Source organism: Gordonibacter pamelaeae, from assembly GCF_003340385.1.
In the GTDB taxonomy this organism is placed as follows: domain Bacteria; phylum Actinomycetota; class Coriobacteriia; order Coriobacteriales; family Eggerthellaceae; genus Gordonibacter; species Gordonibacter pamelaeae.
Window position 1 is genome coordinate 236,661 of the sequence record NZ_PPTS01000002.1, and the last position, 22,294, is coordinate 258,954.

Here is a 22,294-nt window from a genome sequence, read left to right on the forward strand (position 1 = left end):
AAACGCGGGGCCCGACGCCGCGCCCATGCGTCAGACGTCCATCGCGAACAGGTCGTCGGCCTCGTCGTAAGCGAAGCCGAGCGCGCGCAGAAGGCCGCGGGAGGCAACGTTCTCCCGATCGGGCTGCACGATGATGCGCTCGGCATCGGGTTCGGCGGCGATGAGCCCGATCAGCTGCGAGAGCGCCGCGCGGGCGATGCCGCGGCGCAGCAGCGTCGGCTCGCCCAGCAGGTAGTCCAGGCTGTACGTGCCCTCCACGGGAAGCGCGCCGTTCCAATCCTCGCCGCTTGCGGAGAACGGGTAGAGCTGACAAAAGCCGGCGGGATCGCCGTCGGCCTCGATGACGAAGTGGCTGATCCAGGCGTACTCGCCGTGACGGCCCTCCACCTCGGCCATCCAGTCCTCGGGCTGCTCGAACCAGGGGCGCACGTGGTCGGCAGCGAGCCATCGTCGCAGGCGGGGAAGGTCGTCGTCTTCGAAGGGCCTCAAGGTCACATCCATGGGGGTGCTCCTTTTCGAGGGGGTATCGGCTCTGCCCATCATACCACGGGCCCCCGGAACCGTCCCGGAGGCCCGTCGTGCGCACCGCCCGGCCTGCTGCGTCCGCTACAGCTTGCCCACCAGGTCGATGCCCGGGTGCAGCACCTCGGAGCCCGGCACCCAGCGCGCGGGGCACACGGAGTCGCCGTGCTCGGCCACGAACTGGCTCGCCTGCACGCGGCGCAGAAGCTCGGCGGCGTTGCGGCCGATGTTGCCGGCGTTCACCTCGTAGCACACGATGCGGCCCTCGGGGTTCACGATGAAGCTGCCGCGCTCGGCCACGCCCTCGTCCTCGATGTAGACGTCGAAGATGTCGGCCAGCTTGTGCGTGGGGTCGGCCAGCATCGGGTACGGCAGGTTCTTGATGTTCTCGGACGCGTCGTGCCACGCCTTGTGCGCGAAATGCGTGTCGCACGACACGGAGTAGATCTCGCAATCGGCGGCCTTGAACTGGTCGTACAGCGCGGCCAGGTCCTCCAGCTCCGTCGGGCACACGAACGTGAAGTCCGCCGGGTAGAAGAAGAACACGCTCCAGTGGCCCAGCACGTCATCCTTCGTGACGGTGGCGAACTCGTCCTGGCAGAACGCCTGGACGGAGAAGTCGTCGATCTCGCGGTTGATCATGGACATGGTATCGCTCCTTCGCGTCGTTCGGCGGGCGGCATGCGGTAGTTCGCGCACGCGGCGGCTCGCCTTACTTGTTTTCCTTGGTTTACTTTCCCATATTTGCTACTTGTTTTGCAACATTTATGGGCATCTTCCAAGAATCTCCACGGCAAGCCGCCGGCGTGCAAATCCTCCGGGCGATTCCGCTAGCGGCGGGACTCCGCGAGGGTCTCCGCGTCCGGCGGCTTAGGCCGGCTCTCGCCCTCCTGCGCGCATCCCGCGCAGGTTGTCGCGCTGCAGCCGGCGCACCCGCCGGAGCATCCGGCGCCGCAGCCGCCAACTCCCGCGCGGCGGCGGCGCGCCAGGCGGCGCAGCACCAGCACCACGGCCACGACAACCGCGGCCCCCACGGCGAGGCTCCACGCCTGCCCCGCCGGCAGCTCAAGCGCGAGCCCCGCCCCGCGCACGGCGAGCGCGGCCAGCCAGGCCACGGCGAACTGGCCGAACACCATGGCCAGCGCCCAGCGCCCGCCCAGCTCGCGCCTCACCGAGGCGATGGCCGCCACGCACGGCGTGTACAGCAGGCAGAACACCAGCAGGCCCAGCGCCGCGAGCGGCGTGAGGGCCGCCACGAGGCTGGCCGTCGACCCGAACAGGATGGACAGCGTCGACACCACGCTCTCCTTCGCCATGACGCCCGTGACGAGCGCCGTGGAGATGCGCCAATCATCGAAGCCGAGGGGCGCGAACACCGGCGAAATCCACCCGGCCGCCACGGCCAGCATGCTGTCGGCCGAGTCGGCCACCACGTTCAGCCCGAAGTCGAATGTCTGCAGAAACCAGATGACGATGGTGGCCAGGAAGATGATGGTGAACGCCCGCTCCAGGAAGTCCTTCGCCTTCTCCCACAGAAGCTGGCCCACGTTGCGGGCGCTGGGCATGCGGTAGTTCGGCAGCTCCATGACGAACGGCACCGCCTCGCCGGAGAACAGGCTGCGGCGCAGGGCGAGCGCCGCCAGCACGCCCACCGCGATGCCGCCGAAGTACAGCCCCACCATGACCACGGCGCCGGTGGCCGGGAAGAAGGCCGCCGTGAAGAACGCGTAGATGGGAAGCTTCGCCGAGCAGCTCATGAACGGCGTGAGCATGATGGTCATCTTGCGGTCACGCTCCGACGGCAGCGTGCGCGCCGCCATGACCGCGGGCACCGTGCAGCCGAAGCCCACGAGCATGGGCACGATGGAGCGCCCCGACAGCCCGATCTTGCGCAGCAGCTTGTCCATGACGAACGCCACGCGCGCCATGTAGCCCGAGTCCTCCAGAAGCGACAGGAAGAAGAACAGCGTGACGATGGTGGGCAGGAATCCCACCACGCTGCCCACGCCGTTGAACACGCCGTCGATGACGAGCGACTGCAGCACCTCGTTCACCTGGGCGGCCGCCAGCGCGTTCGCCACCACGTCGGTGAGCCAGCCGATGCCGGCGTCCAGCATCTCCGACAGCCACGCGCCCACGACGTTGAACGTGAGCCAGAACACGAGCGCCATGATGGCCACGAACGCGGGAATGGCCGTGAACGTGCCGGTGAGCAGGCGGTCGAGCGCCATGCTGCGCGCGTGCTCACGGCTCTCGCGTGGGCGCACCACGCATTCGTCGCACACCTTGCCGATGAAGGCGAACCGCATGTCGGCGATGGCCGCCGCGCGGTCCAGGCCGCGCTCCTCCTCCAGCTGGCGCACGATATGGCCCAGCATCTGCCGCTCGTTGTCGTCGAGGGCGAGCTTCTCCAGCACGAGCGCGTCGCCCTCGGCCAGCTTGCTGGCGGCGAAGCGCACGGGGATGCCCGCGCGCTCGGCGTGATCGCCCACGAGCGCCATGATGCCGTGCAGGCAGCGGTGGACGGCGCCGCCGTGCGCGTCGGCCGCGCAGAAATCCTGGCAGACGGGCGGCTCCTGGTAGCGCGCCACGTGCAGGGCGTGGTCCACGAGCTCGCCGATGCCCTCGTTCTTCGACGCGGAGATGGGCACCACGGGCACGCCCAGCAGCTGCTCCATCTCGTTCACGCGGATGGTGCCGCCGTTGCCCTCCACCTCGTCCATCATGTTCAGGGCCACCACCATGGGAACGCCCAGCTCCAACAGCTGCATGGTCAAATACAGGTTGCGCTCCACGTTCGTGGCGTCCACGATGTTGATGATGCCGCGCGGATGCTCGTCCAGCAGGAACTGCCGCGTGACCACCTCCTCGCTGGAGTACGGCGACAGCGAGTAGATGCCCGGCAGGTCGGTGACGACGGCCTCCGCATGCCCGCGGATACGCCCGTCCTTGCGGTCCACCGTGACGCCGGGGAAGTTCCCCACGTGCTGGTTCGCACCGGTGAGCTGGTTGAACAGCGTGGTCTTGCCGCAGTTCTGGTTGCCCACGAGCGCGAACGTGACGGGCTCGCCCTCGGGCAGCGGATGCTCGGCATCCTTGTCGTGGAACTTGCCGCCCTCGCCGAGGCCCGGGTGCTCCACGCGCTCGGCGAAGCTGCGCCTCGGCCGCGCGCCGCCGAGGCGTTCGGCGTCGGCCTCGCGCTCGTCGGCCACCTCGATCTTGCGCGCGTCGTCGCGGCGCAGCGTGAGCTCGTAGCCGTGGATGCGCACCTCCACCGGGTCGCCCATGGGAGCGTGCTTAACCATGGCCACGTCGGCCTGCGGGATGATGCCCATGTCCAGGAAGTGCTGCCGCAGCGATCCCTCGCCGCCCACCGCCACCACGGTGGCGGTCTTGCCGATGGGAAGGTCGTTCAGGGTGCCCAACGTCTCGTCTCCTTGCGGCCGCGGCGATCCCCCTCGCCCGGCTTCGTTAGCCTGCGTTTACTTTTCAGGGATCATAGTACCGCGAATCGGCGCCATTGGCACGAAAAAGTTTTCCAAGGTGAACGATTTGTGAGAACCGTTCAAGCTGCGGCGAGCTCGATGCGGAGCACCAGCCAGCACGCTCCCTCGCACTGTTCCGAGCTCGCCTCGATGCTGCCGCCCATGCGCTCCAGCAGATGGCGGGCGATGGCCAGGCCGAGGCCCGAGCCCTCCTGCGCACGCGACGCGTCCGCCATGAAGAACGGTTGGAACAGGCGCGAGAGGGCGCTTTCGGACAGGCCTTCCGCATCGTTGGCGAACTCGACCGCCACGCGGCCGCCGGCCCCCGCAGCGCCCGCGCCCTCCCCGGCCATCGACACCTCCAGCGCCGTCTTCGCGTACTTGCCGGCGTTGTGCAGCAGGTTCGCCAGCACGCGCTCCACCGCCTCGCCGTTCGCGCGCGCCAAAACGGCATGCTCCGGCACGTCCAGGCGCACGTCCAGGCCCCGGTCGGCCAGCAGGCGGTACTGCTCGGCCACGGACTCCCGCAACATGCGGCCCACGTCCACCGGCCCCAGCTCCAGCGGGACATCATCGCCCTGCAGGCGGGACAGCTCGTAGAACTGCGCCACCAGCCGCTCGAGCGACGCCGCCTTGCGCCTGACCGTGCCGAGCGCCTCGCGCGCCTCGGCATCGAGGGCCGCGTCGTCCACGAGCGCCAGGTACCCCCGGATGGACGTGAGCGGCGTGCGCAGGTCGTGGCTCACGTGCTCGACCTGCGCCTTGAGCTCCGCCTCGTGCCGCGCGCAGGCCGCCGCCTGCGCGCGTATGCCCGCAAGCGCGCGGTTCACCGTGCCGAGCAGCGCCTCCAAATCGGCGTCGGGAGCCGGCAGCCTCACGATGCGGTTGTCCTCCAGATGCCCCACGATCTCGCCCAGCTCCCGATCCGCCTGCCGAAGCGACCGCTTGAGCAGCGCGTACCGCGCGGCGAGGAAGGCCGCTGCCGCCAGTGCGACCGCCAGCAGCACCCCGAGGACGATCTCTGCCATGCCCGCGCCCCTTCCCATGCCCCGATCCTACAGCTCCGCCTTGCCCGCACGCCACAAGCCCACGGCACCGAACACTGCGATGCCCGCAATCCCGGCGATCAGGCACTTCGCCAATCCTTCAGGCGTATCCCACAGAAACTGCGCCAGGCCGCTCTGGTTGATGGCCACCTCGTTCGCAAAGAAGTTCGCGGGCAGCCAGCTTGCCAGCCGGGCCACCGGCTCGACGCCCAGGCCGATCACGTTCAGCACCGCCGGGATGACGCTCACGACGGCCACCCACACCAAGAACGCGGTGACGGTCTTCGGCAACGCAGAGCATACCGCAACGCCCAGCACAACGCAGGCCGCGGTGAATGGCAGCGCCGACGCCACGCCTTCGAGCAGAATGGCCACGGCCTCGGTCGACCCCTCCAGCAGAAGCACCGCGCTGCCCACGTACACGGCCAGGACCACGGCCAGGATGGCGAGCCCGAGCACCGTCGCCACGAGGCACTTCCCCAGGAACAGGTCGCGCCGCGAGCAGCCATGCGCGATGGCGTTCTTGAGCGTGCCGTCCTTCCGGTCGTCGGCGAACAGCACCCACACCAGCAAGCCAGCCATATAGAATAGAAGAGGCAGCATCGAGACGAGGTTGCTCATGGAGAAACGCACCGTGGCGTAGGGAAAGCCGGGCGTGGAGGACATGGCCCACAACAGCACGTTGGCCGCCAGCACGATGGCGCAGAGCGTGCCGGCGAACAGGTACGCCGCGCGGCCGTGCGCGATACGGTACGCCTCGCCCTTCAGGTAGTTCAGCATCATGCCACCCCCATCTCCGGCGCATCCCAGCTCCAGGGATCCACCTTGTCCTTCATATCGAGGTAATATTGTTCCAGCGACAGGCGCCGCCGCTCCAGTTTCAGAATGGACAGGCCGTGCGCGCTGGCGAGGCCGCTGTACGCCTCCATGTCCAAGCGCGGGTTCGCGATGCTCACCGTGCCGTCGCCGAGCACCTGGTACGTCGTGCATCCCAGCTCACGCTCCAACAGCACCGTGTAACACGCGGCGTCGGACACTGCTATCTCGATGCGGTCCGCACACCGCTCCCGCAACTCCTCGGCGCCCACCTGCTCCAAGAGCCTTCCATGCGACAGGAAGGCGTAGACGGTGGCCATCTGCTCCAGCTCCGCCAAGTGGTGGCTCGACAGCACCACGGTGATGCCCTTCTCGCGGTTGAGGCGTTGCAGCAGGGTGCGCATCTCCACGATGCCGCTGGGGTCGAGACCGCTCGCCGGCTCGTCCAAGATGAGCACCTCGGGCTCGCCGATGAGCGCCATCGCCAGGCCCAAGCGCTGCTTCATTCCCATCGACAGGTCCTTGCAGGTGTGGTCCCTCGCATAGGCCAGCCCTACCTCCTCGAGCATCCTGTCAGTCGCGTTCTTGCCGGGCACGCCCTTCTGGATGCGGCAGCACTCCAGATTCCTCTCCACGCTTAAGTGCGGGTAGAAACCGGGCTGCTCGATAATGCAACCGATGCGCGCCCTCTGGCGCTCAAGCTCGCGTGGAGAGTGCTCGCCGAAGAGCCGGATCTCGCCAATCGTGGGAAAAGCCAGGCCGCACAGCAACTTGAAAAGGGTGGACTTCCCCGCCCCATTGTCGCCCACCAAACCGAACACCTCTCCGCGCCGCACGGTCACGCCCACATCGTCGAGCGCGGCAAAGCTGCCGTAGCGCTTGGTGAGGCCCCTTGTCTCTATCACATTTTCCATCGGGTCGCTTCTCCTCTTTCTCGCATTCGCCGACCGTGGGGAGAACCTTACGCTACGGGCGCTTAATAAGTCCTCAAGAAAGGTTAAGGAAAGCGTAAAGGCGCAGGGGCCGCGCGGCGGCATGGCGGGCAGGGGCGCGGCGCTCGGCCGGCGAGGCGGCCGATGCGGCGGGCCTGGCGGACGGCCGGTGCGGCAAACCGGCACCGAGCCCGAATCGGACGCTCCCGCACGCCCCGGGCGCATCCCCACGCGTCCGGCCGCTCACGCCAGCTTGAAGCCGATGCCCCAGACGGTCTTGATGTACTCCCCGTCCGGGTCGACGGCAGCCAGCTTCTTGCGGATGTTGCTCACGTGCACGTTGATGGCGTTCTCCTCGCCATAGTAGCCGCACTTCCACACCAGCTCGTACAGGCGCTCGCGCGAGAACACCTTGTCGGGAGCCTGCATGAACGTCTGCAGGAGGTCGAACTCGTGCGCCGTGAGCGTTATCTCGGCGCCGGCGAGCGTCACGCGCCGGGCGGACGCGTCCAGCCGCAGGCCCCGATGCTCTAACACGGGGCCGGCGCCGCCGGGCGGCGAGGGCGCGCCGCCGCGGTACCGGCGCAGCACGGCCTGCACGCGCGCCGCACCTCGTCGGGCTCGAACGGCTTCACGATGTAGTCGTCGGCCCCCAGGGCGAGCGCGTCCACCTTGTCCGCCAGGCCCGCCTTCGCCGACACCACGATGACCGGCAGGTCGAGCCCCCGTTCGCCGCGCAGGTGCGCGATGAGCTCTCCCCCGCTGGCGCCGGGCAGCATGAGGTCCAGCAGCATGAGGTCGAACGATCCGCGCTCGAGGTGCAGCAGCGCCTCGGTGCCCGAGTACGCCCGCGTCGGCTCGTGCCCGGCGCGCGCCATGATCTTGGCGAGCAGGGCGTTGATGTCGGGGTCGTCCTCCACGATGAGAATGCTGCTCGCGTCCACGCCGGCCCATCCCCCTTCCCGCGCGCCCTCGGCGCACCCTTCCGCACGCGCTTTGCACACATGCCCTGTGCTGGATCCGTCTCCATTATCAACGAAAACCGCCGGGCCGTCGAGGCGAGACGAACGCATGCGAGAGCGCAGGCTCCTCCCGCCTTCTGCCGGCCGCCCGCACTTTCGCAACAGGGATGCGCCGCCCAGACGGCAGACCTGCTGCCGAGCCGCCGCCGGCTATCTCGCTGCAAAACAGGAGAAGCGGAGGGAAGAGGGGGGATCTTCCCTCCGCTAGGAGGTGCGGCGGATGGCCAGACGAGAGGAGCCTCCGCCGCCGGGTCGGCGGACGATGGTCGAAAGCCGTTCCCGCAGGCTGCCAGCGGCCGAGCCGCTCCGAGTTCGCCTGCGCCGTTCCGTTGCGCTTTCGATGTAAGTTAGATTAAGCTAACATGAATTCGCGGGCAAGAGAAGTTACCTGTGTCGTACATTTTCTCCACAATTCGCGCACCCTCTGCCTTGCAGGCCACGGCAGCCCGCGCGCTCCCGGCGCGGGCGAACCCGGGACTCGACCCTCGCTCGCCCATGCGGTCAAGCCGCCTTCACGGCTCGGACGATGCAGCCGCGAGAGCCCGCCTTGCGCCACGACGCCTCGTCGAATAAACGGCCCGGAATGGTCCGGAACTCGGCTTCCATTATTGAGCAATCGTCAATAAACAATGTTCAGCGATTAAGGAGCATCGCCGACAGCGGTTTTTTGCACACTATTTACCGGAATGTTGCACGCACATCCTCCCGCGGACGGCTTCTGCCCAAGTCCGAAACTCGCGAACAGGGGAAACGCCGGCCAAGAGCACGAGGACGACGGGCCGACGGCTCGCCGAGAGGGCGCAGCCGCCCCAAAACGCAATAATCTGGTGAAAAACGTGCAGAAAGGGGCGGTTCTGCATTCGTCCCCGCCACCGCACCGCCCTGCCGGCAATGCTTCAGACCAGGCCGGCTTCGGCGAGGGCATCGGCGACGCTGTCGGCTTCGGTGATCGCGCGCACGGGGCGGCAGGGATTGCCGTAGGCCAGCGTGCGGGGCGGGATGTCCCTCGTCACCACGCTGCCGGAACCGATGACGGCGCCCTCGCCGATGGTCACGCCCGCGTTCACGGTCACATTCGCCGCGATCCACACGCCGCTCTCCACCGTGATGGGCAGGCTCCGCTCCCACACGTGCCCGGTGCCGCCGGCGTCCTCGCAACGGGCGCGCTCGCGGGCGAGCAGCGGGTGCAGCGGCGTGACGAACGAGCAGCCCGGCCCCACCCCCACGTCGTCGCCGAACGTGATGGGCGCTCCGTCCAGGAACGTGCAGTTGAAGTTGAAGAAGCAGTTCCTTCCCAAAAACAGGTTGTAGCCGTAGTCCACCTGCGCGCCCGTCGAAAGCGAGGAGCCCTCGCCCACAGCGCCCAGGAAGCCGTGCAGCATCTTCATGCGGTCGGCGTCCAGCATGCCCTGCTGCGCGTTGAAGCGCGCCATGACCTCGCAGGCGCGGATATGGTCGCGCATGAGCGCCGGGTCGGCGCTGTCGAACCAGGCACCGCCGGCGGATGCGGATGCGGCGCGGGCCGCGGCCTTGCGGGACGGCACAGGCGATCCCGGCAAACCGGCACCCTGGGCAGGCGGGCTCGCGGGCGACCGGGTCGAGCCCCCGGCCGTCCCGGGAACGCCCGCCTCCCCCGCCAGCCTGAGGCGCATATGCAGCAGCGGGAAAGGGCGGCCCGCGCCGTCGACGGGCGAGCGGCCGACCACGACGAAGCCCGCACGCTCGTAGAAGCCCGCGGCCAGCGGGTTCTGCTCGTTCACGTCGAGCGTGCGCACGCCCCAACGCATGACGGCATGGGCGAGCAGCGCGCCGCCCACGCCGTCGCCGCGTGCGGCATCGTCCACGAACAGCATCTCCAGATGGCTGTCCTGGGCGCCGGCGAAGCCCACGGCGACGCCATCCTGCCAGGCCACCGCAAGGCGCCCGACGGCAGCGAGGCCCGCGGCCACCTCCGGACGCAGGCCCGCGATATCGTCCTCGGAGAGGAACCCGTGCGTGGCGCGCACGGAGCGCTCCCACACCTGCGCCAGCCGGCCCACCAGCTCGGACGCGCGCCCCTGCGGCTCGATCTCCTCGATGTCCATGGCTGTTCCTTTCGCATGCTTCCGCCCGGTCGATTCGCACCATTCTAGCGGAAACCGATGCCGTCGCCCATCGGAGCCCCCGTCCCATCGGCGCGTCCCATCGGCACCCACGCCGGCGCCGACATCCGCCGGCCGTCCTTGGACGAAGGGGCGGCCGACACGGCGCGCATCATGCCCCGAAGGCTCCGTCACCGCACCGTGCGGACGCCCCGGCATCCTCGGGCGACGGCTCGGGCACGATCTCCTCCACGAACCAGCGCGGGTCCTCGTGGAACAGGAACGTATGGGCGTTCCCCACCACCACGTCGTAGCGCACGCCCTCGCCGCCCACCTTGAGCGAGGCACACCGACGCCGCCCCAGCACGGCGCGCACGGGGAAGCGCCGCCCGTCGTGCCACGCCACGGCGCGCGGCACGACGGTGCCGTCCGCCAAGAACTCGGCCTCCACCTCCACGTACCGCTTCCGCCTGCCGGCAATGCCCCGCACCATGCGCCCTCGCGCCTCCTTCTTCCTTGCTCGCCCCCTTATTCGGCCTCCGCCGATTCGCGCGAAGCGCGAACTTTACCGCGCAGATCCGGTTGCCGAACCCCACAGGTTGGCGTAGTAAGCCAGCGAGGGCGGCCGTGGCACCCGGAATTCGCGGGATCGCGGGGGCGAAGCGTACTTCGGTACGCGAGCCTCCGGGATCGCGCGAAGGCCGGGTGCCACGGCCGGCCGCAGCGTCGGCTTGTTCCGCCGTTCGGAGAACGGCGGAACCTAGAAGTACCCCACCGGGTGCACCACGTTGTCGCGCTTGACGTCCAGCTCCAGCAGGCTCTCGTCCAGCAGCTCGGTCCCGCGCTGGATGCACGTGTTGCCGAAGCGGCGGCGCAGCTCGTCCACGGCCTCGTCCAGGTCCTCCAGCACGCGCCGGCGTGCGTCGAAGGGCAGCTCCAGCTGCTCGGGCGCGTCCACGGGCACCAGGCCCGAGGCGCGCACGTGCAGGCCGCGCAGGGGCCGCGTCTCGTCCAGCGGCTCGTTTGCCACCAGCAGGTTCCAGGCCGCCCGCGCGATGTGCCCCGTCACGTTCGTCGCGCGCGGCAGCGTGACCTGCCGCCCGTAGCTGGACAGGTCGGCCGCGTCGCGCACGCCGATGGACACCGTGCGCGCGCGGAACCGCGCCTCGCGCAGCCGCTGCGCCACCGATTCCGCCAGCAGCCACACAAGCGCCCGCGCGTCGGCCTCGCACGCGATGTCGTGCGGCGCGGTGAGCCCGTTGCCGAAGCTCTTCACGGTGCGGTCCACCTCGTTCCTTGCCGCGTCGTAGGGCTTCACCGGGGTCGCGTCCTCGCCGCGCGCGAACGTGCGCAGGATGCCGCCCACCTTCCCCAGCCGCCGACGCAGCAGCTCGGGCGAGGCGCAGGCCAAGTCGCCGACGGTGTCGATGCCCGACGAGTGCAGCTTGGCGCACGTGGCGCCGCCCACGTACAGAAGCTCGTCGGCGGGGGCCGGCCACACGAGGCCGCGGTAGTTCTCCGGCGTGACGGCCGTGATGGCGTCCGGCTTCTCGTAGTCGCTGCCGAACTTCGCGAATATCTTGTTCCACGACACGCCGATGGACACCGTGCAGCCCAGCTCGTCCTTCACCCGCTGGCTGATCTCGCGCGCCACGTCGAGCGCGCTGCGGCTGGACAGCGCGAGCGCGCCCGTGAGGTCGAGCCACGCCTCGTCGAGGCCGAACGGCTCCACGAGGTCGGTGTACTGGTAGTATATCCGGCGCGCCAGGCGCGAGTACTTCTGGTACACGTCGTAGCGCGGCGGCACCACCACGAGCCCCGGGCACTTCTCGCGCGCCGACCACAGCGCCTCGCCCGTCACGATGCCCGCCGCCTTCGCCTGCGCGCTCTTCGCCAGCACGATACCGTGGCGGCGCTCCTCGTGCCCGCCCACCACGAGCGGCACCCCGCGCAGCTCCGGCCGCTCGGCCTGCTCGGCGCTCGCGTAGAACGCGTTCATGTCCGAGTGGAAGATCACGCGCCGCCGGTTGCGCTCCTGCACGGGCCCCCGGTTGCACGACCGCTGCTGCGGCTGCGGGCGCGCCCGCTCCTGCGGTCGTAGCCGCGCCTGCTCCTGCACCTGCGCCCGCTTTTGCAAGTCGCCCCCGGCCTCCCGCCGCACCGCATCCGCCATGACCTCGCCCGCTTTCCGCACGCCTGCAGAGGCCGCGCCTGCCGTCGGCCTCCCGCTCCGAATTTCTCTAGAAGAACGCATGTTCGCATACTATCGGACGGCGCACAAGCGAACAGACCGTGGATTTCACGTAACGGCTCGCACCATGATTTCGCAGGTCAAATAACTGCTTCGATCATCTATCGGCCCGCGTGGACGGCGTGTTGGGCGGCGCGCCAAGGCGGCGCACGCGGGCGGCGCTCCCCCGCCCGCGCGTCAGCGGGCGCGCTCCGCGCCGCCGCGCACCACGACCGCCACGGCTGCGCACACGGCGGCGGCGCCGGCCACGGTGAGCGACGGCGAGCCCGCAAGCGACAGCGCGCCCGTCGCCGCCACGAGCACGAGGGCGCCCGCCTCGTAGAACGGCTGCGGGCCGCCCGGGAACAGGCGCACGGCGTCCAGGCCGCAGCAGAGCACGGCGGCGGCGTTCACGAGCACGGCCAGCACCAGCCCCGCTGCCAGCGGGAAGCCCGCCGGCAGCACGAGCGCCACGACCGCGCACGATACCGCGCTCGACACGGCGAGGCCCGGGAGCGAGTCCGGCGCGAGCAGCGAGAGCGTCCCGAAGGGCAGCCGGTCGCGCACGAGGCGCACGCGCAGGTCGTCGCGGAACGCGCGCGTGGCCTCGCGCGCGCCCTGCGGGAACATGACGAGCGCCGCCAGCCAGAACAGGAACGTCACCGGGCCGCCGGCGCCCGCAAGCGCGAGCACGCCGAGCGGCGCCGCGCTCGCGCCGAACGCCAGCAGGCTGGGCAGGCCGCCGTACTGGCGCAGGTGCGAGAGCGCCGCGCGCGACACGAGGGCGCCGGCGCCGGAGGCGAGAGGCAGGCGGAAGCGCACCCCGCGCGCGAGCCGGGCGGCCAGCTTGCGGCGGCGCCGGTAGTCGGCGACAGCCTGCGGGTCGAGCGGCGAGAAGGGGCCGAACGGCTGCAAGTCGGCGTAGAGCGCGTTCTCCACGATGACGGCCGTCCGGTCGATTCGCGGGGCCAGCAGTGCCAGCAGGCCGCCCTCGGCCGCGCAGGCGGCGATGCCCGCCGCGCAGGCGACGGCCGTGCCGGGGGCGCCAGGGGCGAAGGCGGCCGACGGTACGCCCAGCGCGAGCGCGGCGACGCCGAGGACCGCCGCAACGGCCGCGAGCGCCAGGGCGACGGTTCCCCGGCGCCGGACGGCGCGCGGGCAGGCGAGCCGCGCCGCGCCTAAGAGCCACGCGCCGCCCACCGCCGCCGCGACCAGCAGCGCGGCGGCCAGCGCGCAGGCCGCCGGCGGCGCGAACGCCCCCAGCCCGCTTTCAAGCCCCACGCCCAGCACGTACCCCGCCAGCGCCCCGGCCGCGGCGCCCGCGAGCATGGAGGAGGCGCAGCCCATACCCGCGATGGCGCGCATGCCCAAGGGTCCCGCCGCGACGAAGGGCATGTCGGCGCGCGCCAGCTTCACCGGCGACGTGCGCAGCGCCCGCACCGCCGCCCACGCAAACACGGCAACAGGCGCCAGCAGGCCCAATGCCAGCGCCATGGCCGACGATGCCGGCCCGACCGCGGCGAATGCCGCCGCCGTGGCGTCCAGCAGGGCCGCCCACATGAGCGCCGCCCACACCGCCGCGATGGCCGCCAGGTACAGCTGGTAGGCGCGCTCCCCTGGACTGCGGTCGTCCACGAGGTCGGTGCCGCCGAAGTGGACGAGCCGCACGAGAGCCGTGCGCGCATGCCGGGCGCGCAGCCACAGCAGCAGGCGGATGTCGCACAGCATGGCGTCAGCCCCGCCCGGGGACGGCCGCCGCCAGGCGCCCGCCCTCCACGTGCAGCAGCAGGTCGGGCTCCAGGCCCGGCACGTCGTGGTGGCAGCTCACGAGGGCCGCCGCGCCCTCGGCGCGCGCCGCGTCCAGAAGGCCGCTCAGCACGGCGGAGGCGTCCGGGTCCAGCGGCCCGTACGGCTCGTCAAGCAGCAGCAGGCGCGGGCGCACGGCCAGCGCCAGCACGAGCGCGAGCTTCTGGCGCATGCCGCGCGAGTACGCCGAGGGGCACTGGTCGCGATGCCCCGCCAACCCGAGCGCCTCCACGAGCCCGGCCGCGCGGGCGTCGTCTGCGGGCAGCCGGTTCGCCCTCAGCACGAAGTCAAGGTGCTCCCCGGCGGTCAGGTCGTCGTAGAAGGCGGGCACGTCGGGAACGAACGACACGGAGCGGCGCTGATCCAGCCGCTCGGGCCGAAACGGCCGGCCGGCAAGCTCCACCGTGCCTTCGGCCGGCGCGTCCCATCCGGCCAGGCAGCGCAGCAGCGTGGACTTGCCCGCGCCGTTCGGCCCGGTCAGAAACGCGATGCTCCCGGCCTCCAGAGAGAACGACACGTCGCTCCACACGTCGTGGCGCACGTAGCGGTACGCCAGCCCCTCCACCCGCAGCGCGGGCGCCGCAGCGCGCGGTTCTCCGTCCAATGCGTCCATTCGCCCTCTTTCGTCTTCCTGGACCGATCGCAAGGTTTCCATCAGAAGTCACACCAGGTTCGCTGTAGGGCAAGGGGCTCTGCCCTTGCCGTCAACCGAGATTGTCCTGCAAGTGGCGGCAAAGGCTCTGCCCTTGCCCTACAGGATGGTTCCGCCGCGAAAAGCCGATTGCGAAACTGTTGGCACAGTCCCGCCGGCTGGAATCGCCTCGCACTCCCTACGCCGCGGCCAGCCGGTCGAGCAGCGGGCGGAAGCGCGGATCGTCGGCCACGCGCTCCCACGCGGCATCGCCGGTGACGGCCAGCTTGCACTGCCCCCTCATATCGAGACCGCCGAACAGCGTGTCGGCGGTCGCCTGCTCGCGCTCCACGTCGGTCTCCGCCAGCTCGGGCACGAGGTCGAACAGCGCGGAGCGCCGAGGGAACAGCAAGCCGTCCAAGTCGAAACGCTTGAGCAGCCCCACGAACCGCTCCAGATAGGACAGCGCGCCCTCCTCGTCGCCGGCCCGCAGGCACGCCGTGGCCGCCGAGCCGCAGAACGTGGCGGCCTCCATGGGGTTCACCTCCTCAACGTCGAAGCCCTCCATCACCCCCTCGGCCGCCCGCAGCAGCGCGGCGAGGTGCGCCGGGTCCTCGGTGTAAAGCGCAAGCTGCATGCCGATGCTCTGCATCACGTTCATCTCGCCCCAGAACAGCATCTCCTGGCAGAGCTTCAGGCACGCCTCGCGCTCGCCCCGCATACTGTGCAGGCCCGCAAGCATCCCCTCGATGCCCAGCGGACGTGCGGGCTTCACGCCCTCCAACAGGGCGATGGCCTCGTCCATGCCGCCGCGCTGGCTGATGACGAGCGCGCGCACGACGCGCGCCGAGCGCACCAACTCCACGTCGTCGGCATTAGCCTCCACCCGCTCGGCCAGGCTGCACGTCCTGTCCAGCAGCTCCTCGGCGCGCTCCGGCTCCACGAGCGAGCGTTGCGAATACAGCGAGGCCATCTGCATGAGCAGGTTCCAGCACGAGGCGTAGTCGCGCACGAGCTCGTCCATGCGCGCGTAGGCGGCGTCGGCGTCTTCGGCGAACAGGCGGCACAGCTCCAGGTAGACGTCGCGCACCTCGTCCTCGGCCAGCTGCGGCCGAAACGCGAACAGGTCGTCCAGCGAGATGCCGAAGTAGGCGGCTATGCGCGGCAGCAGCGCCACGTCGGGCAGGCTCTGGCCCAGCTCCCACTTCGACACGGCAGCCTTCGTCACGCCCAGGCGCTCCGCCAGCTGGGCCTGCGTGACGCCCTCTGCGCGTCGCTCGCGCGCGATGGTGGCGCCGATCCCCACATCGTTCATAGTGGCCTTCCTCTCTTTCGGGTCCCGGCCGCTTCCTGGGATTTGCCCGCGCCCGGGTCCGGGGCGCTTTCCGCGCTTCTAGTATGAGGGAGTCGCATTGGTTGACGCAAGCGATCATCGGTTGATTCTCGAACGCGAAAGTAGCGCACCGCGCGACCGGGCAAGGCGGCGCGGCGCGGCCCACGGCGCACGCCTTCTGCCGACGGCACGGCCCGCCGCCCCGCCCGCCTCCGGGCGCCCGCGGCATGCCCTAGAATAGGCCCCATGCAGAAGGACACCTTGAAATACTCCGGGATCGTCTTCCTCGCCGGCGCCAGCTACGGCGCCCAGGCCACCACGGTCAAGATCACCTACGCCGCCGGCTTCACCTGGACCCAGACGGTGGCAAGCCAGGCGCTGTTCGCCGCGCTGCTGTTCGCGGCGGCGCTGCTCGTGCAACGCTCGCGCGGCAGGCGCCTCGTTCCGCTCTCGCCGAAACAGGTGCTCGCCCTTCTGGCCCTCGGGTTGAACACGTGCATCGGCACCGTGCTCTACAACTATGCGCTCACCCTGCTGCCGGTGTCGGTGGCCATCACGCTGCTGTTCCAGTTCACGTGGATGAGCATCGTCCTCCAGCTGGTCGTCGTGCGCCGCCGCCCGCGCGCGGCCGAGGTCGTCGCCGTCGCCGTCATCCTGGGAGGGACGTTGTTGGCCAGCAGGGCGTTCTCGAGCGACGTGGGGGCGCTCGACCCCGTCGGCGTGGCGTGCGGGCTGCTCTCTGCCGCGAGCTGCACCTTTTTCATGTTCTTCTCAAGCCGCGTCGGACGCGGCCTGCCGCCCATCCAGCGCGGGCTCGTCGTGTGCCTGGGCGCGTGCGCGCTCGGCTTCGCGCTGTGCCCCGACTACTTCGCCAGCGGCGCGCTGCAGGACGGCATCTGGAAGTTCGGCCTGGTCCTGGGGCTGTGCGCCCTGTTCGTCCCCGTAGTGCTGTTCGGCATCGCCACGCCGCACCTGACGCCGGGACTCTCGGCCATCATGGCGTCCTCCGAGCTTCCCTGCGGCATCGCCCTGTCCGCGCTCGTCATCGGCGAGCCGGTGGAGGCGCTCCAGGCCGTCGGCATCGTCGCCATCCTCGCCGGCATCGCCATCTCGCAGCTTCCCCACATGAGGGCGCAGGCCGAGGCTGCGGAGGATACGGCGGATGCGAAGGATGCCGCGAGGCGCCCCGCCTAGCCGGCACGCCTCGGAACACCCCTAATGGGGGCGTCCCTTTTGGGATATGCATTGGCAAGCGCGACGGGCGCCTTCGAGCCGTATAGACGTAAAGCATAGTTTCCCCATCGTTTGTTCGCTTGCGCTGCGTACGCGCGCGTGCCATACTAAGGTTATTCAAGGTGTTCCGCCACCGATAAGCTGCGGATGGTTTATGCAAGGTGTTCCGCCACCGATAAGCTGCGGATGGTTTATGCAAGGTGTTCCGCCACCGATAAGCTGCGGATGGTGAGCATGAGCGGTTCGAGTAGTCGAGCCGCTCATCTTTTGTTATAAGGGGGATGTTATGGGAGCGCTGAACTTCTATACCGTCGATCAGGTCTACGTCGACGAGCTGCAGGCCATCGAACCGAAGGTGCCGAATGTGCAGTACGAGAAGCACAATAAGTTCGTGTGCGGCATCCTTTTCCGCATCCACGGCTTCGATTACTTCGCGCCCGTTTCCTCGTTCACGAAGCAGCAGAAGACGAATTTCATCATCAAGAACTCCAATGGGAAGCCGGTCGGATGCGTGCGATTCAGCTTCATGTTCCCCATTCCCGCCGACCTGCGCATGGTGAAGAACTTCTCGGAGGAAGACGACGCCCGACGCTTCCTGCTTTTGGAGGAACTCCAGTACTGCAACCGCAAGGCGCGGCAGATCGTCTCGAAGGCGCAGCACGTCTACGATATGGCAACCTCGGGAAAGGACCCGCATCTGGCCGCGGTGTGCTGCGACTTCAAGCGGCTCGAGGCGCACCTGCGCGAGCGGCAGGCGAACTCGTAGGGACGCTCGCACGCCGCGGCGGTAGGCGAGCCGCCGTATCACGCCCCCAGCGCCCCGCCTAGCGCCCATACCCGCGATCCGGCCCGCCCGCGCTCCTGCCCCCCGCACCTTACCACCTTGCCCGTACCCTCTTGGATCCTCACTATTCTGTGTTACTAAATACTGGTACTAAGCACCGCTGAATACCATCCGCCCGAACCGCCCGGAAGGAGGGAGCGATGGAGAACCTAACCGAGATGCTGAAAGGCGTGCTGGAGGGCTGCGTGCTGGAGATCATCGGCCGCGAGGAGACGTACGGCTACGAGATAACCCGGCGCCTGAACGCACTGGGCTTCGCCGACGTGGTGGAGGGCACGGTGTACGCCATCCTCGTGCGCCTGGAGAGGAACGGGCTGGTGGAGACCCAGAAGAAGCCGTCCGAGCTGGGCCCGCCGCGCAAGTTCTACACGCTGAACGATATGGGCCGCGAGGAGCTCGTGCGCTTCTGGGCGAAATGGGAGTTCGTCGCGTCGAAGATCAACGAGCTGAAGGAGAGCCGATGAAGAACCCGGTCGCCTATTTCAAGAAGGTCGCCCGCGAGAAGCGCGAGTACCGCGAGGCCATGGAGCGCGTCAAGGCGCTGCCCGAGGACTACCGCTTCGTATACGACAAGATCCAGCACTATATGTGGAACCATGTGGCCGGCGACGGCATGGACATGACCGTGGTGCTGGCCGACCTCGTGGACCTGTTCGAACAGGGTGCCGCGGCCGGTCGGGACGTGCTGGACGTCACCGGCGAGGACGTGGCCGCGTTCTGCGACGACCTGCTGACGGGCGCGAAAACGTACCAGAGCACGAAGCAGGACGCCCTCAACCGCGCTATCATGGGAAAGCTGGGGAGCAACCGCCCCTAGCCCAACGAGGGGAGAGGACCTGGCATGAGCGAGGTGGAGAGCAACCGGCATGCCTGGGGCATGCTGGCCGAGGACCATTACCGCCACTACCGGAAGCGCATCGAGGACGGGGAGAACCGCCTGAACGCCCACATACGGGAAGAGCTGGGCGATTTGGCCGGCAAGCGCGTGGCGCACCTGCAGTGCAACGTCGGGTTCGACACGCTGGCGCTGGCCGAGCGCGCGGCGCACGTAACGGGCGTTGACCTGGCTCCCGAGAACGTGCGCTGTGCGCGGATGCTCGCCGAGGACTTCGGGTTCGCGAACGTCGATTTCGTCGAGGCCGACGCCTGCAACCTGCCCGCCAGCCTCGACGGCCGCTACGACGTGGTGTTCACATCCGAGGGGGTGCTCGGCTGGCTCCCCGACCTCGATTCTTGGGCGCGCGGCGTGCGACGGCTGCTCGCGGACGGCGGCTTCCTGTACGTGTTCGACTCGCATCCGTTCTACCTGGCCTTCGACGAGACCAAGCTGGGACGCGGCGAGTACGACCTGGCGTACCCCTACTTCGGCAAGGAGCCCGACGTGGACGACTGCATCGGCGGCTACGCCTCGGAGCCGAAGGAGGGCGTCGAGGCGTACTTCTGGATGCACCCCGTCTCGGACATCCTGAACGCGCTCATCGGGGCCGGCTTGCGCATCGACGCGTTCAACGAGTTCCCCGAGAACTTCTTCGACTCGGGCGGCCTCGAGCTCTCCCCCGAGAAGGGCCTCTACGAGCTCCCCGGCAACGACGACAGGTTCCCGATGACGTTCAGCCTGCGCGCCTCGGCGTGACGGCGCGCACGTGGGCACGGGTGCCGGGAGCAGGGAGACTTCGGGGCTTGGAGGGTGGAGACACCGGAAGACCTGCCCGATGCCGCGAGGGTCGCGCCGGGAGGCGGGCCGCCCCTCACTTCCGGTACTCGAGGCACCACCGGATGCAGTACGAAGCACTCGCGGCAACGAGGGTGGCGGCGATGATTCCCACGGCCGTGCGGTACACGGCTACGGCGTCGCCCAGGAAGGTTGCGGAGAGGAACTGGGCGGCGGCCAGCACGCCCAGGCCCACGATCAGGCACGTCATGAGCACCCGGTACGCGGTTCTGAGCGCGCGGCCCGTTATCTGGAGCTCGCGCTCGTCGTCGGCTGCGAGCTCCAGGTTGTCCCGCGTGCTCGCATGCAGCCCGCTGCGCCTCACGAACACCGCACGGGCGATGGGATAGAGCACCAGGAACACCACGAACACCGCCATGAGCGGCGAGAGGTGGACGGAAAGGGAGAAGCCGTCTGCGGTCGCACCGCCCTCGTAGCGCGAGAACGGGAACATGAACGCCAGCCCCATGAGCACGAACAGCAGCACGTTGCCCACGCTCTCGAACACCACTTTCTTCATGATTGCTCCTCCTTGCTGAACACGTCCTCCACCGCGGCATCGAACACCTCGCACAGGTTGAGCGCGAAAAGCAGCGACGGCACGTAGCTCCCCTTCTCCAGCGAGATGATGGTCTGGCGGGTGACGCCCGTGAGCCGCGCCAGCTCGCTTTGGGAGAGCCCGCGGTCCTCGCGCAGCTCCCTCACCCGGTTCCTGATGGTGTCCACGGTCGGCTCGATTCGATAGTAGTAAAGTTGACTTTACCTAGTATGGCAGGCGGGCGAAGATATGTCAAGTTGACTTTACTTGCATCGCGGGCACCCGGAACAGAACAGCCGGCGCATAATAAAGAGAACAGATGTTTCACGCTAAGCACTCCGTCGGAGGCATGGTAAGCTGGCGCTTGGCGAGTTTGCGCCCCGTCAGGTTTGCACCACGGCAAGCTGGCACACGGCTAGCCGGCACTTGGCGCTCTGGCGCGCCGCTCGGCAAGCTCGCACCTTGAATGCGAGCGGGAAAGGGGGACCCATGCGGATGGAACGGCTCATCGGGATCATGTGCGTGCTGGCGGATGCGCAGCGCACGACCATCGGGGCACTGGCCGAGCGGTTCGAGGTGTCGACGCGCACGATCGCGCGCGACCTCGACACGCTGGGACAGGCGGGCGTGCCCCTCGTCACGTTCCCGGGCGCAGGCGGCGGCGTGGGCGTCGTCGAGGGCTTCAAGGTGCGCCGCGACCTGCTGAGCACGCACGACGCGGCAGCGCTGTACGCGGTGCTCGACGGGCTGCGCAGCGTCGACGGCGACCAGGCCGTCACGCAGCTCATCGCCCGGCTCGTCCCCGGCGCCGACGAGAACGCGCAGGCCACCGCGAGCGGCCCCATCGCCCTCGACCTCTCGTCGTGGTTCGCCGACGGCATCGCGCAAGAGAAGCTCGCCCTTCTGCTCGACGCCGTGCGCGAACGGCGCTGCGCGCGGATCGAGTACATCGCGCGGTCGGGGCGCAGCGCGCGCACCGTGGAGCCGGCGCGGCTCGTCTACAAGCAATCGAGCTGGTACCTCCACGCCTTCTGCCGAGAACGCGAGGCGTTTCGCCTGTTCAAGCTCAAACGAATCGCCGCTCTCGAGGTGCTGGGCGAAACGTTCGAACCGCGCGACACCCCGGCGCTCGCCCTTTCCGCCCCGCACGCCCCGCTGCTGCTGCCGCCCGACGAGGACGTCCCGGGCACCTTCCTCGTAGAGCTCGACTACGACGCGGCCGACGAGTTCGCCCTCGTCGAAACCATCGACGCGCGCTTCCTCGAACGCGGAGCGGACGAAGCCGCCGGCGTCGCGCGCTTCCGCACCGACGACGCCGCCTGGGTGCAAAGGCTCTGCGGATTCCTGGGCGATCTCGCACATATTCGAAAACCATGACATACAGCTGTCATGGTTGCTCCCGTACTATGGGTTCCGCCCCCTAAGGAAAGGATCCACCATGCAGCATCCGAAGAAAACCGTGCTCGTCTACGTGTTCGACGGCTTCGCCGACTGGGAAAGCTCGTACGTGTGCGCCGAGCTCAACCAAACCGACTCCTTCGAGGTGAAAACCGTCGCGCCCGACCATGCCCCGAAACGCTCGATGGGCGGCATCGCCGTGGTGCCCGACTACGCGCTGGACGACGTCCCCGAGGAATTCGCCGCCCTGCTGCTCATCGGAGGCAACCCCTGGCTCGACCCGACGAGCGGCATCGACGCCGTTGAGCCCCTCGTCCGCCGTGCGCGGGAGCAGGGGGCGCTCGTGGGAGGCATCTGCAACGCGGCCGCGTTTCTGGCCGAGCACGGCTTCCTCGACGACTGCGCCCACACGGGCAACACGCTCGAGTACGTGCAGCAGTGCGCACCCCATTACCGCGGTGCCGAGCACTTCGTGGAAGCGCAGGCGGTGGCCGACCGCGGCGTGGTCACGGCGAACGGCAGCGCCGCGCTCGAGTTCGCGCGCGAGGTGCTGCGTGAGCTGGGCGCGAAGGACGACCCCGACGCCTGGTTCAAGCTCCACAAGGACGGCTTCTACCCCGGGTAGCGCCGGACGCGGCGCCCCTGCCGCGAAGGGGCGCTCGACCG

General features: G+C 69.2%; 23 protein-coding genes. 7 read left to right on the forward strand and 16 right to left on the reverse strand.

Features of this window, described 5'->3' with window-relative positions:
• Positions 1-30 precede the first annotated feature (30 nt).
• The 14 genes from C1877_RS03625 to C1877_RS03685 form a co-directional block, all read right to left on the reverse strand.
• Positions 31-501 (reverse strand): GNAT family N-acetyltransferase, encoded by a 471-nt coding sequence (locus tag C1877_RS03625; RefSeq protein WP_015540261.1) that lies wholly within the window; start codon positions 499-501, stop codon positions 31-33.
• Positions 502-606: 105 nt separating this feature from the next.
• Positions 607-1,170 (reverse strand): alkyl hydroperoxide reductase subunit C, encoded by a 564-nt coding sequence (gene ahpC, locus C1877_RS03630; RefSeq protein WP_114568399.1) that lies wholly within the window; start codon positions 1,168-1,170, stop codon positions 607-609.
• 182 nt (positions 1,171-1,352) lie between these two features.
• Positions 1,353-3,947, reverse strand: a complete 2,595-nt coding sequence (feoB, locus tag C1877_RS03635) for a ferrous iron transport protein B (RefSeq protein WP_114568400.1) — start codon at positions 3,945-3,947, stop codon at positions 1,353-1,355.
• A gap of 140 nt (positions 3,948-4,087) precedes the next feature.
• The gene (locus C1877_RS03640) at positions 4,088-5,035 is read right to left on the reverse strand and encodes a sensor histidine kinase (RefSeq protein ID WP_041239692.1); all 948 of its coding nucleotides are present in this window, start codon (positions 5,033-5,035) and stop codon (positions 4,088-4,090) included.
• 27 nt (positions 5,036-5,062) lie between these two features.
• Entirely contained in the window at positions 5,063-5,836 is a 774-nt protein-coding gene (locus C1877_RS03645; RefSeq protein ID WP_157007776.1) for an ABC transporter permease, read from the reverse strand.
• Positions 5,833-6,783: an ABC transporter ATP-binding protein gene (locus tag C1877_RS03650; RefSeq protein WP_015540265.1), complete on the reverse strand. Its 951-nt coding sequence runs from the start codon at positions 6,781-6,783 to the stop codon at positions 5,833-5,835. Before C1877_RS03650 ends, C1877_RS03645 begins: the two co-directional genes overlap by 4 nt.
• Before the next feature lie 261 nt (positions 6,784-7,044).
• Complete coding sequence (locus tag C1877_RS15605; RefSeq protein ID WP_244909781.1) at positions 7,045-7,338, reverse strand: winged helix-turn-helix domain-containing protein; 294 nt, start codon at positions 7,336-7,338, stop codon at positions 7,045-7,047.
• Positions 7,332-7,745, reverse strand: a complete 414-nt coding sequence (locus C1877_RS15610; protein ID WP_227155001.1) for a response regulator transcription factor — start codon at positions 7,743-7,745, stop codon at positions 7,332-7,334. The genes C1877_RS15605 and C1877_RS15610 overlap by 7 nt, the downstream gene beginning before the upstream one ends.
• A 974-nt stretch (positions 7,746-8,719) precedes the next feature.
• A complete protein-coding gene (locus C1877_RS03660) occupies positions 8,720-9,736 on the reverse strand; it encodes a GNAT family N-acetyltransferase (protein WP_390624758.1) in 1,017 nt (338 codons plus the stop codon).
• Positions 9,737-10,076: 340 nt separating this feature from the next.
• A complete protein-coding gene (locus C1877_RS03665) occupies positions 10,077-10,397 on the reverse strand; it encodes a hypothetical protein (protein WP_015540267.1) in 321 nt (106 codons plus the stop codon).
• 267 nt (positions 10,398-10,664) lie between these two features.
• Positions 10,665-12,077 (reverse strand): DNA polymerase Y family protein, encoded by a 1,413-nt coding sequence (locus tag C1877_RS03670; protein ID WP_114568402.1) that lies wholly within the window; start codon positions 12,075-12,077, stop codon positions 10,665-10,667.
• A 255-nt stretch (positions 12,078-12,332) separates the two neighbouring features.
• Positions 12,333-13,862 (reverse strand): hypothetical protein, encoded by a 1,530-nt coding sequence (locus C1877_RS03675; RefSeq protein WP_244909782.1) that lies wholly within the window; start codon positions 13,860-13,862, stop codon positions 12,333-12,335.
• A gap of 4 nt (positions 13,863-13,866) precedes the next feature.
• Positions 13,867-14,553: an ABC transporter ATP-binding protein gene (locus C1877_RS03680; protein WP_114568403.1), complete on the reverse strand. Its 687-nt coding sequence runs from the start codon at positions 14,551-14,553 to the stop codon at positions 13,867-13,869.
• Positions 14,554-14,770: 217 nt separating this feature from the next.
• Positions 14,771-15,886 (reverse strand): helix-turn-helix domain-containing protein, encoded by a 1,116-nt coding sequence (locus tag C1877_RS03685; RefSeq protein ID WP_114568404.1) that lies wholly within the window; start codon positions 15,884-15,886, stop codon positions 14,771-14,773.
• Between the two features lie 279 nt (positions 15,887-16,165).
• On the opposite strand from C1877_RS03685, the gene C1877_RS03690 reads away from it, so the two are divergent.
• The 5 genes from C1877_RS03690 to C1877_RS03710 all read left to right on the forward strand — a co-directional run bounded on the left by C1877_RS03690 (position 16,166) and on the right by C1877_RS03710 (position 19,614).
• Complete coding sequence (locus C1877_RS03690; protein WP_244909783.1) at positions 16,166-17,098, forward strand: EamA family transporter; 933 nt, start codon at positions 16,166-16,168, stop codon at positions 17,096-17,098.
• Between the two features lie 325 nt (positions 17,099-17,423).
• Entirely contained in the window at positions 17,424-17,903 is a 480-nt protein-coding gene (locus tag C1877_RS03695; protein WP_114568406.1) for a type III toxin-antitoxin system ToxN/AbiQ family toxin, read from the forward strand.
• 218 nt (positions 17,904-18,121) lie between these two features.
• On the forward strand, positions 18,122-18,445 hold the full coding sequence (locus C1877_RS03700) for a PadR family transcriptional regulator (protein WP_114568407.1): 324 nt from the start codon (positions 18,122-18,124) through the stop codon (positions 18,443-18,445).
• A complete protein-coding gene (locus C1877_RS03705) occupies positions 18,442-18,798 on the forward strand; it encodes a DUF1048 domain-containing protein (protein ID WP_114568408.1) in 357 nt (118 codons plus the stop codon). The genes C1877_RS03700 and C1877_RS03705 overlap by 4 nt, the downstream gene beginning before the upstream one ends.
• 24 nt (positions 18,799-18,822) lie before the next feature.
• Positions 18,823-19,614, forward strand: a complete 792-nt coding sequence (locus C1877_RS03710; RefSeq protein ID WP_114568409.1) for a class I SAM-dependent methyltransferase — start codon at positions 18,823-18,825, stop codon at positions 19,612-19,614.
• Positions 19,615-19,729: 115 nt separating this feature from the next.
• Here C1877_RS03710 and C1877_RS03715 read toward each other — a convergent pair whose 3' ends face one another.
• A complete protein-coding gene (locus C1877_RS03715; RefSeq protein ID WP_114568410.1) occupies positions 19,730-20,212 on the reverse strand; it encodes a hypothetical protein in 483 nt (160 codons plus the stop codon).
• Complete coding sequence (locus C1877_RS03720) at positions 20,209-20,418, reverse strand: helix-turn-helix transcriptional regulator (protein ID WP_087191957.1); 210 nt, start codon at positions 20,416-20,418, stop codon at positions 20,209-20,211. The genes C1877_RS03715 and C1877_RS03720 overlap by 4 nt, the downstream gene beginning before the upstream one ends.
• Positions 20,419-20,719: 301 nt before the next feature.
• Here C1877_RS03720 and C1877_RS03725 point away from each other — a divergent pair, with 301 nt between their 5' ends.
• Together C1877_RS03725 and C1877_RS03730 are read left to right on the forward strand one after the other, a co-directional pair.
• Entirely contained in the window at positions 20,720-21,607 is an 888-nt protein-coding gene (locus C1877_RS03725; RefSeq protein ID WP_114568411.1) for a helix-turn-helix transcriptional regulator, read from the forward strand.
• 61 nt (positions 21,608-21,668) lie between these two features.
• Entirely contained in the window at positions 21,669-22,253 is a 585-nt protein-coding gene (locus C1877_RS03730) for a type 1 glutamine amidotransferase family protein (protein WP_096228211.1), read from the forward strand.
• Positions 22,254-22,294: the final 41 nt, after the last annotated feature.

Coding starts and splice junctions, on each gene's coding strand:
- C1877_RS03625 (WP_015540261.1), bottom strand. CDS start 501: ATGGATGTGACCTTGAGGCCCTTCGAAGACGACGACCTTCCCCGCCTG.
- ahpC (WP_114568399.1), bottom strand. CDS start 1,170: ATGTCCATGATCAACCGCGAGATCGACGACTTCTCCGTCCAGGCGTTC.
- C1877_RS03640 (WP_041239692.1), bottom strand. CDS start 5,035: ATGGCAGAGATCGTCCTCGGGGTGCTGCTGGCGGTCGCACTGGCGGCA.
- C1877_RS03645 (WP_157007776.1), bottom strand. CDS start 5,836: ATGATGCTGAACTACCTGAAGGGCGAGGCGTACCGTATCGCGCACGGC.
- C1877_RS03650 (WP_015540265.1), bottom strand. CDS start 6,783: ATGGAAAATGTGATAGAGACAAGGGGCCTCACCAAGCGCTACGGCAGC.
- C1877_RS03665 (WP_015540267.1), bottom strand. CDS start 10,397: ATGGTGCGGGGCATTGCCGGCAGGCGGAAGCGGTACGTGGAGGTGGAG.
- C1877_RS03670 (WP_114568402.1), bottom strand. CDS start 12,077: ATGGCGGATGCGGTGCGGCGGGAGGCCGGGGGCGACTTGCAAAAGCGG.
- C1877_RS03675 (WP_244909782.1), bottom strand. CDS start 13,862: ATGCTGTGCGACATCCGCCTGCTGCTGTGGCTGCGCGCCCGGCATGCG.
- C1877_RS03680 (WP_114568403.1), bottom strand. CDS start 14,553: ATGGACGCATTGGACGGAGAACCGCGCGCTGCGGCGCCCGCGCTGCGG.
- C1877_RS03685 (WP_114568404.1), bottom strand. CDS start 15,886: ATGAACGATGTGGGGATCGGCGCCACCATCGCGCGCGAGCGACGCGCA.
- C1877_RS03695 (WP_114568406.1), top strand. CDS start 17,424: ATGGGAGCGCTGAACTTCTATACCGTCGATCAGGTCTACGTCGACGAG.
- C1877_RS03700 (WP_114568407.1), top strand. CDS start 18,122: ATGGAGAACCTAACCGAGATGCTGAAAGGCGTGCTGGAGGGCTGCGTG.
- C1877_RS03705 (WP_114568408.1), top strand. CDS start 18,442: ATGAAGAACCCGGTCGCCTATTTCAAGAAGGTCGCCCGCGAGAAGCGC.
- C1877_RS03710 (WP_114568409.1), top strand. CDS start 18,823: ATGAGCGAGGTGGAGAGCAACCGGCATGCCTGGGGCATGCTGGCCGAG.
- C1877_RS03715 (WP_114568410.1), bottom strand. CDS start 20,212: ATGAAGAAAGTGGTGTTCGAGAGCGTGGGCAACGTGCTGCTGTTCGTG.
- C1877_RS03725 (WP_114568411.1), top strand. CDS start 20,720: ATGCGGATGGAACGGCTCATCGGGATCATGTGCGTGCTGGCGGATGCG.
- C1877_RS03730 (WP_096228211.1), top strand. CDS start 21,669: ATGCAGCATCCGAAGAAAACCGTGCTCGTCTACGTGTTCGACGGCTTC.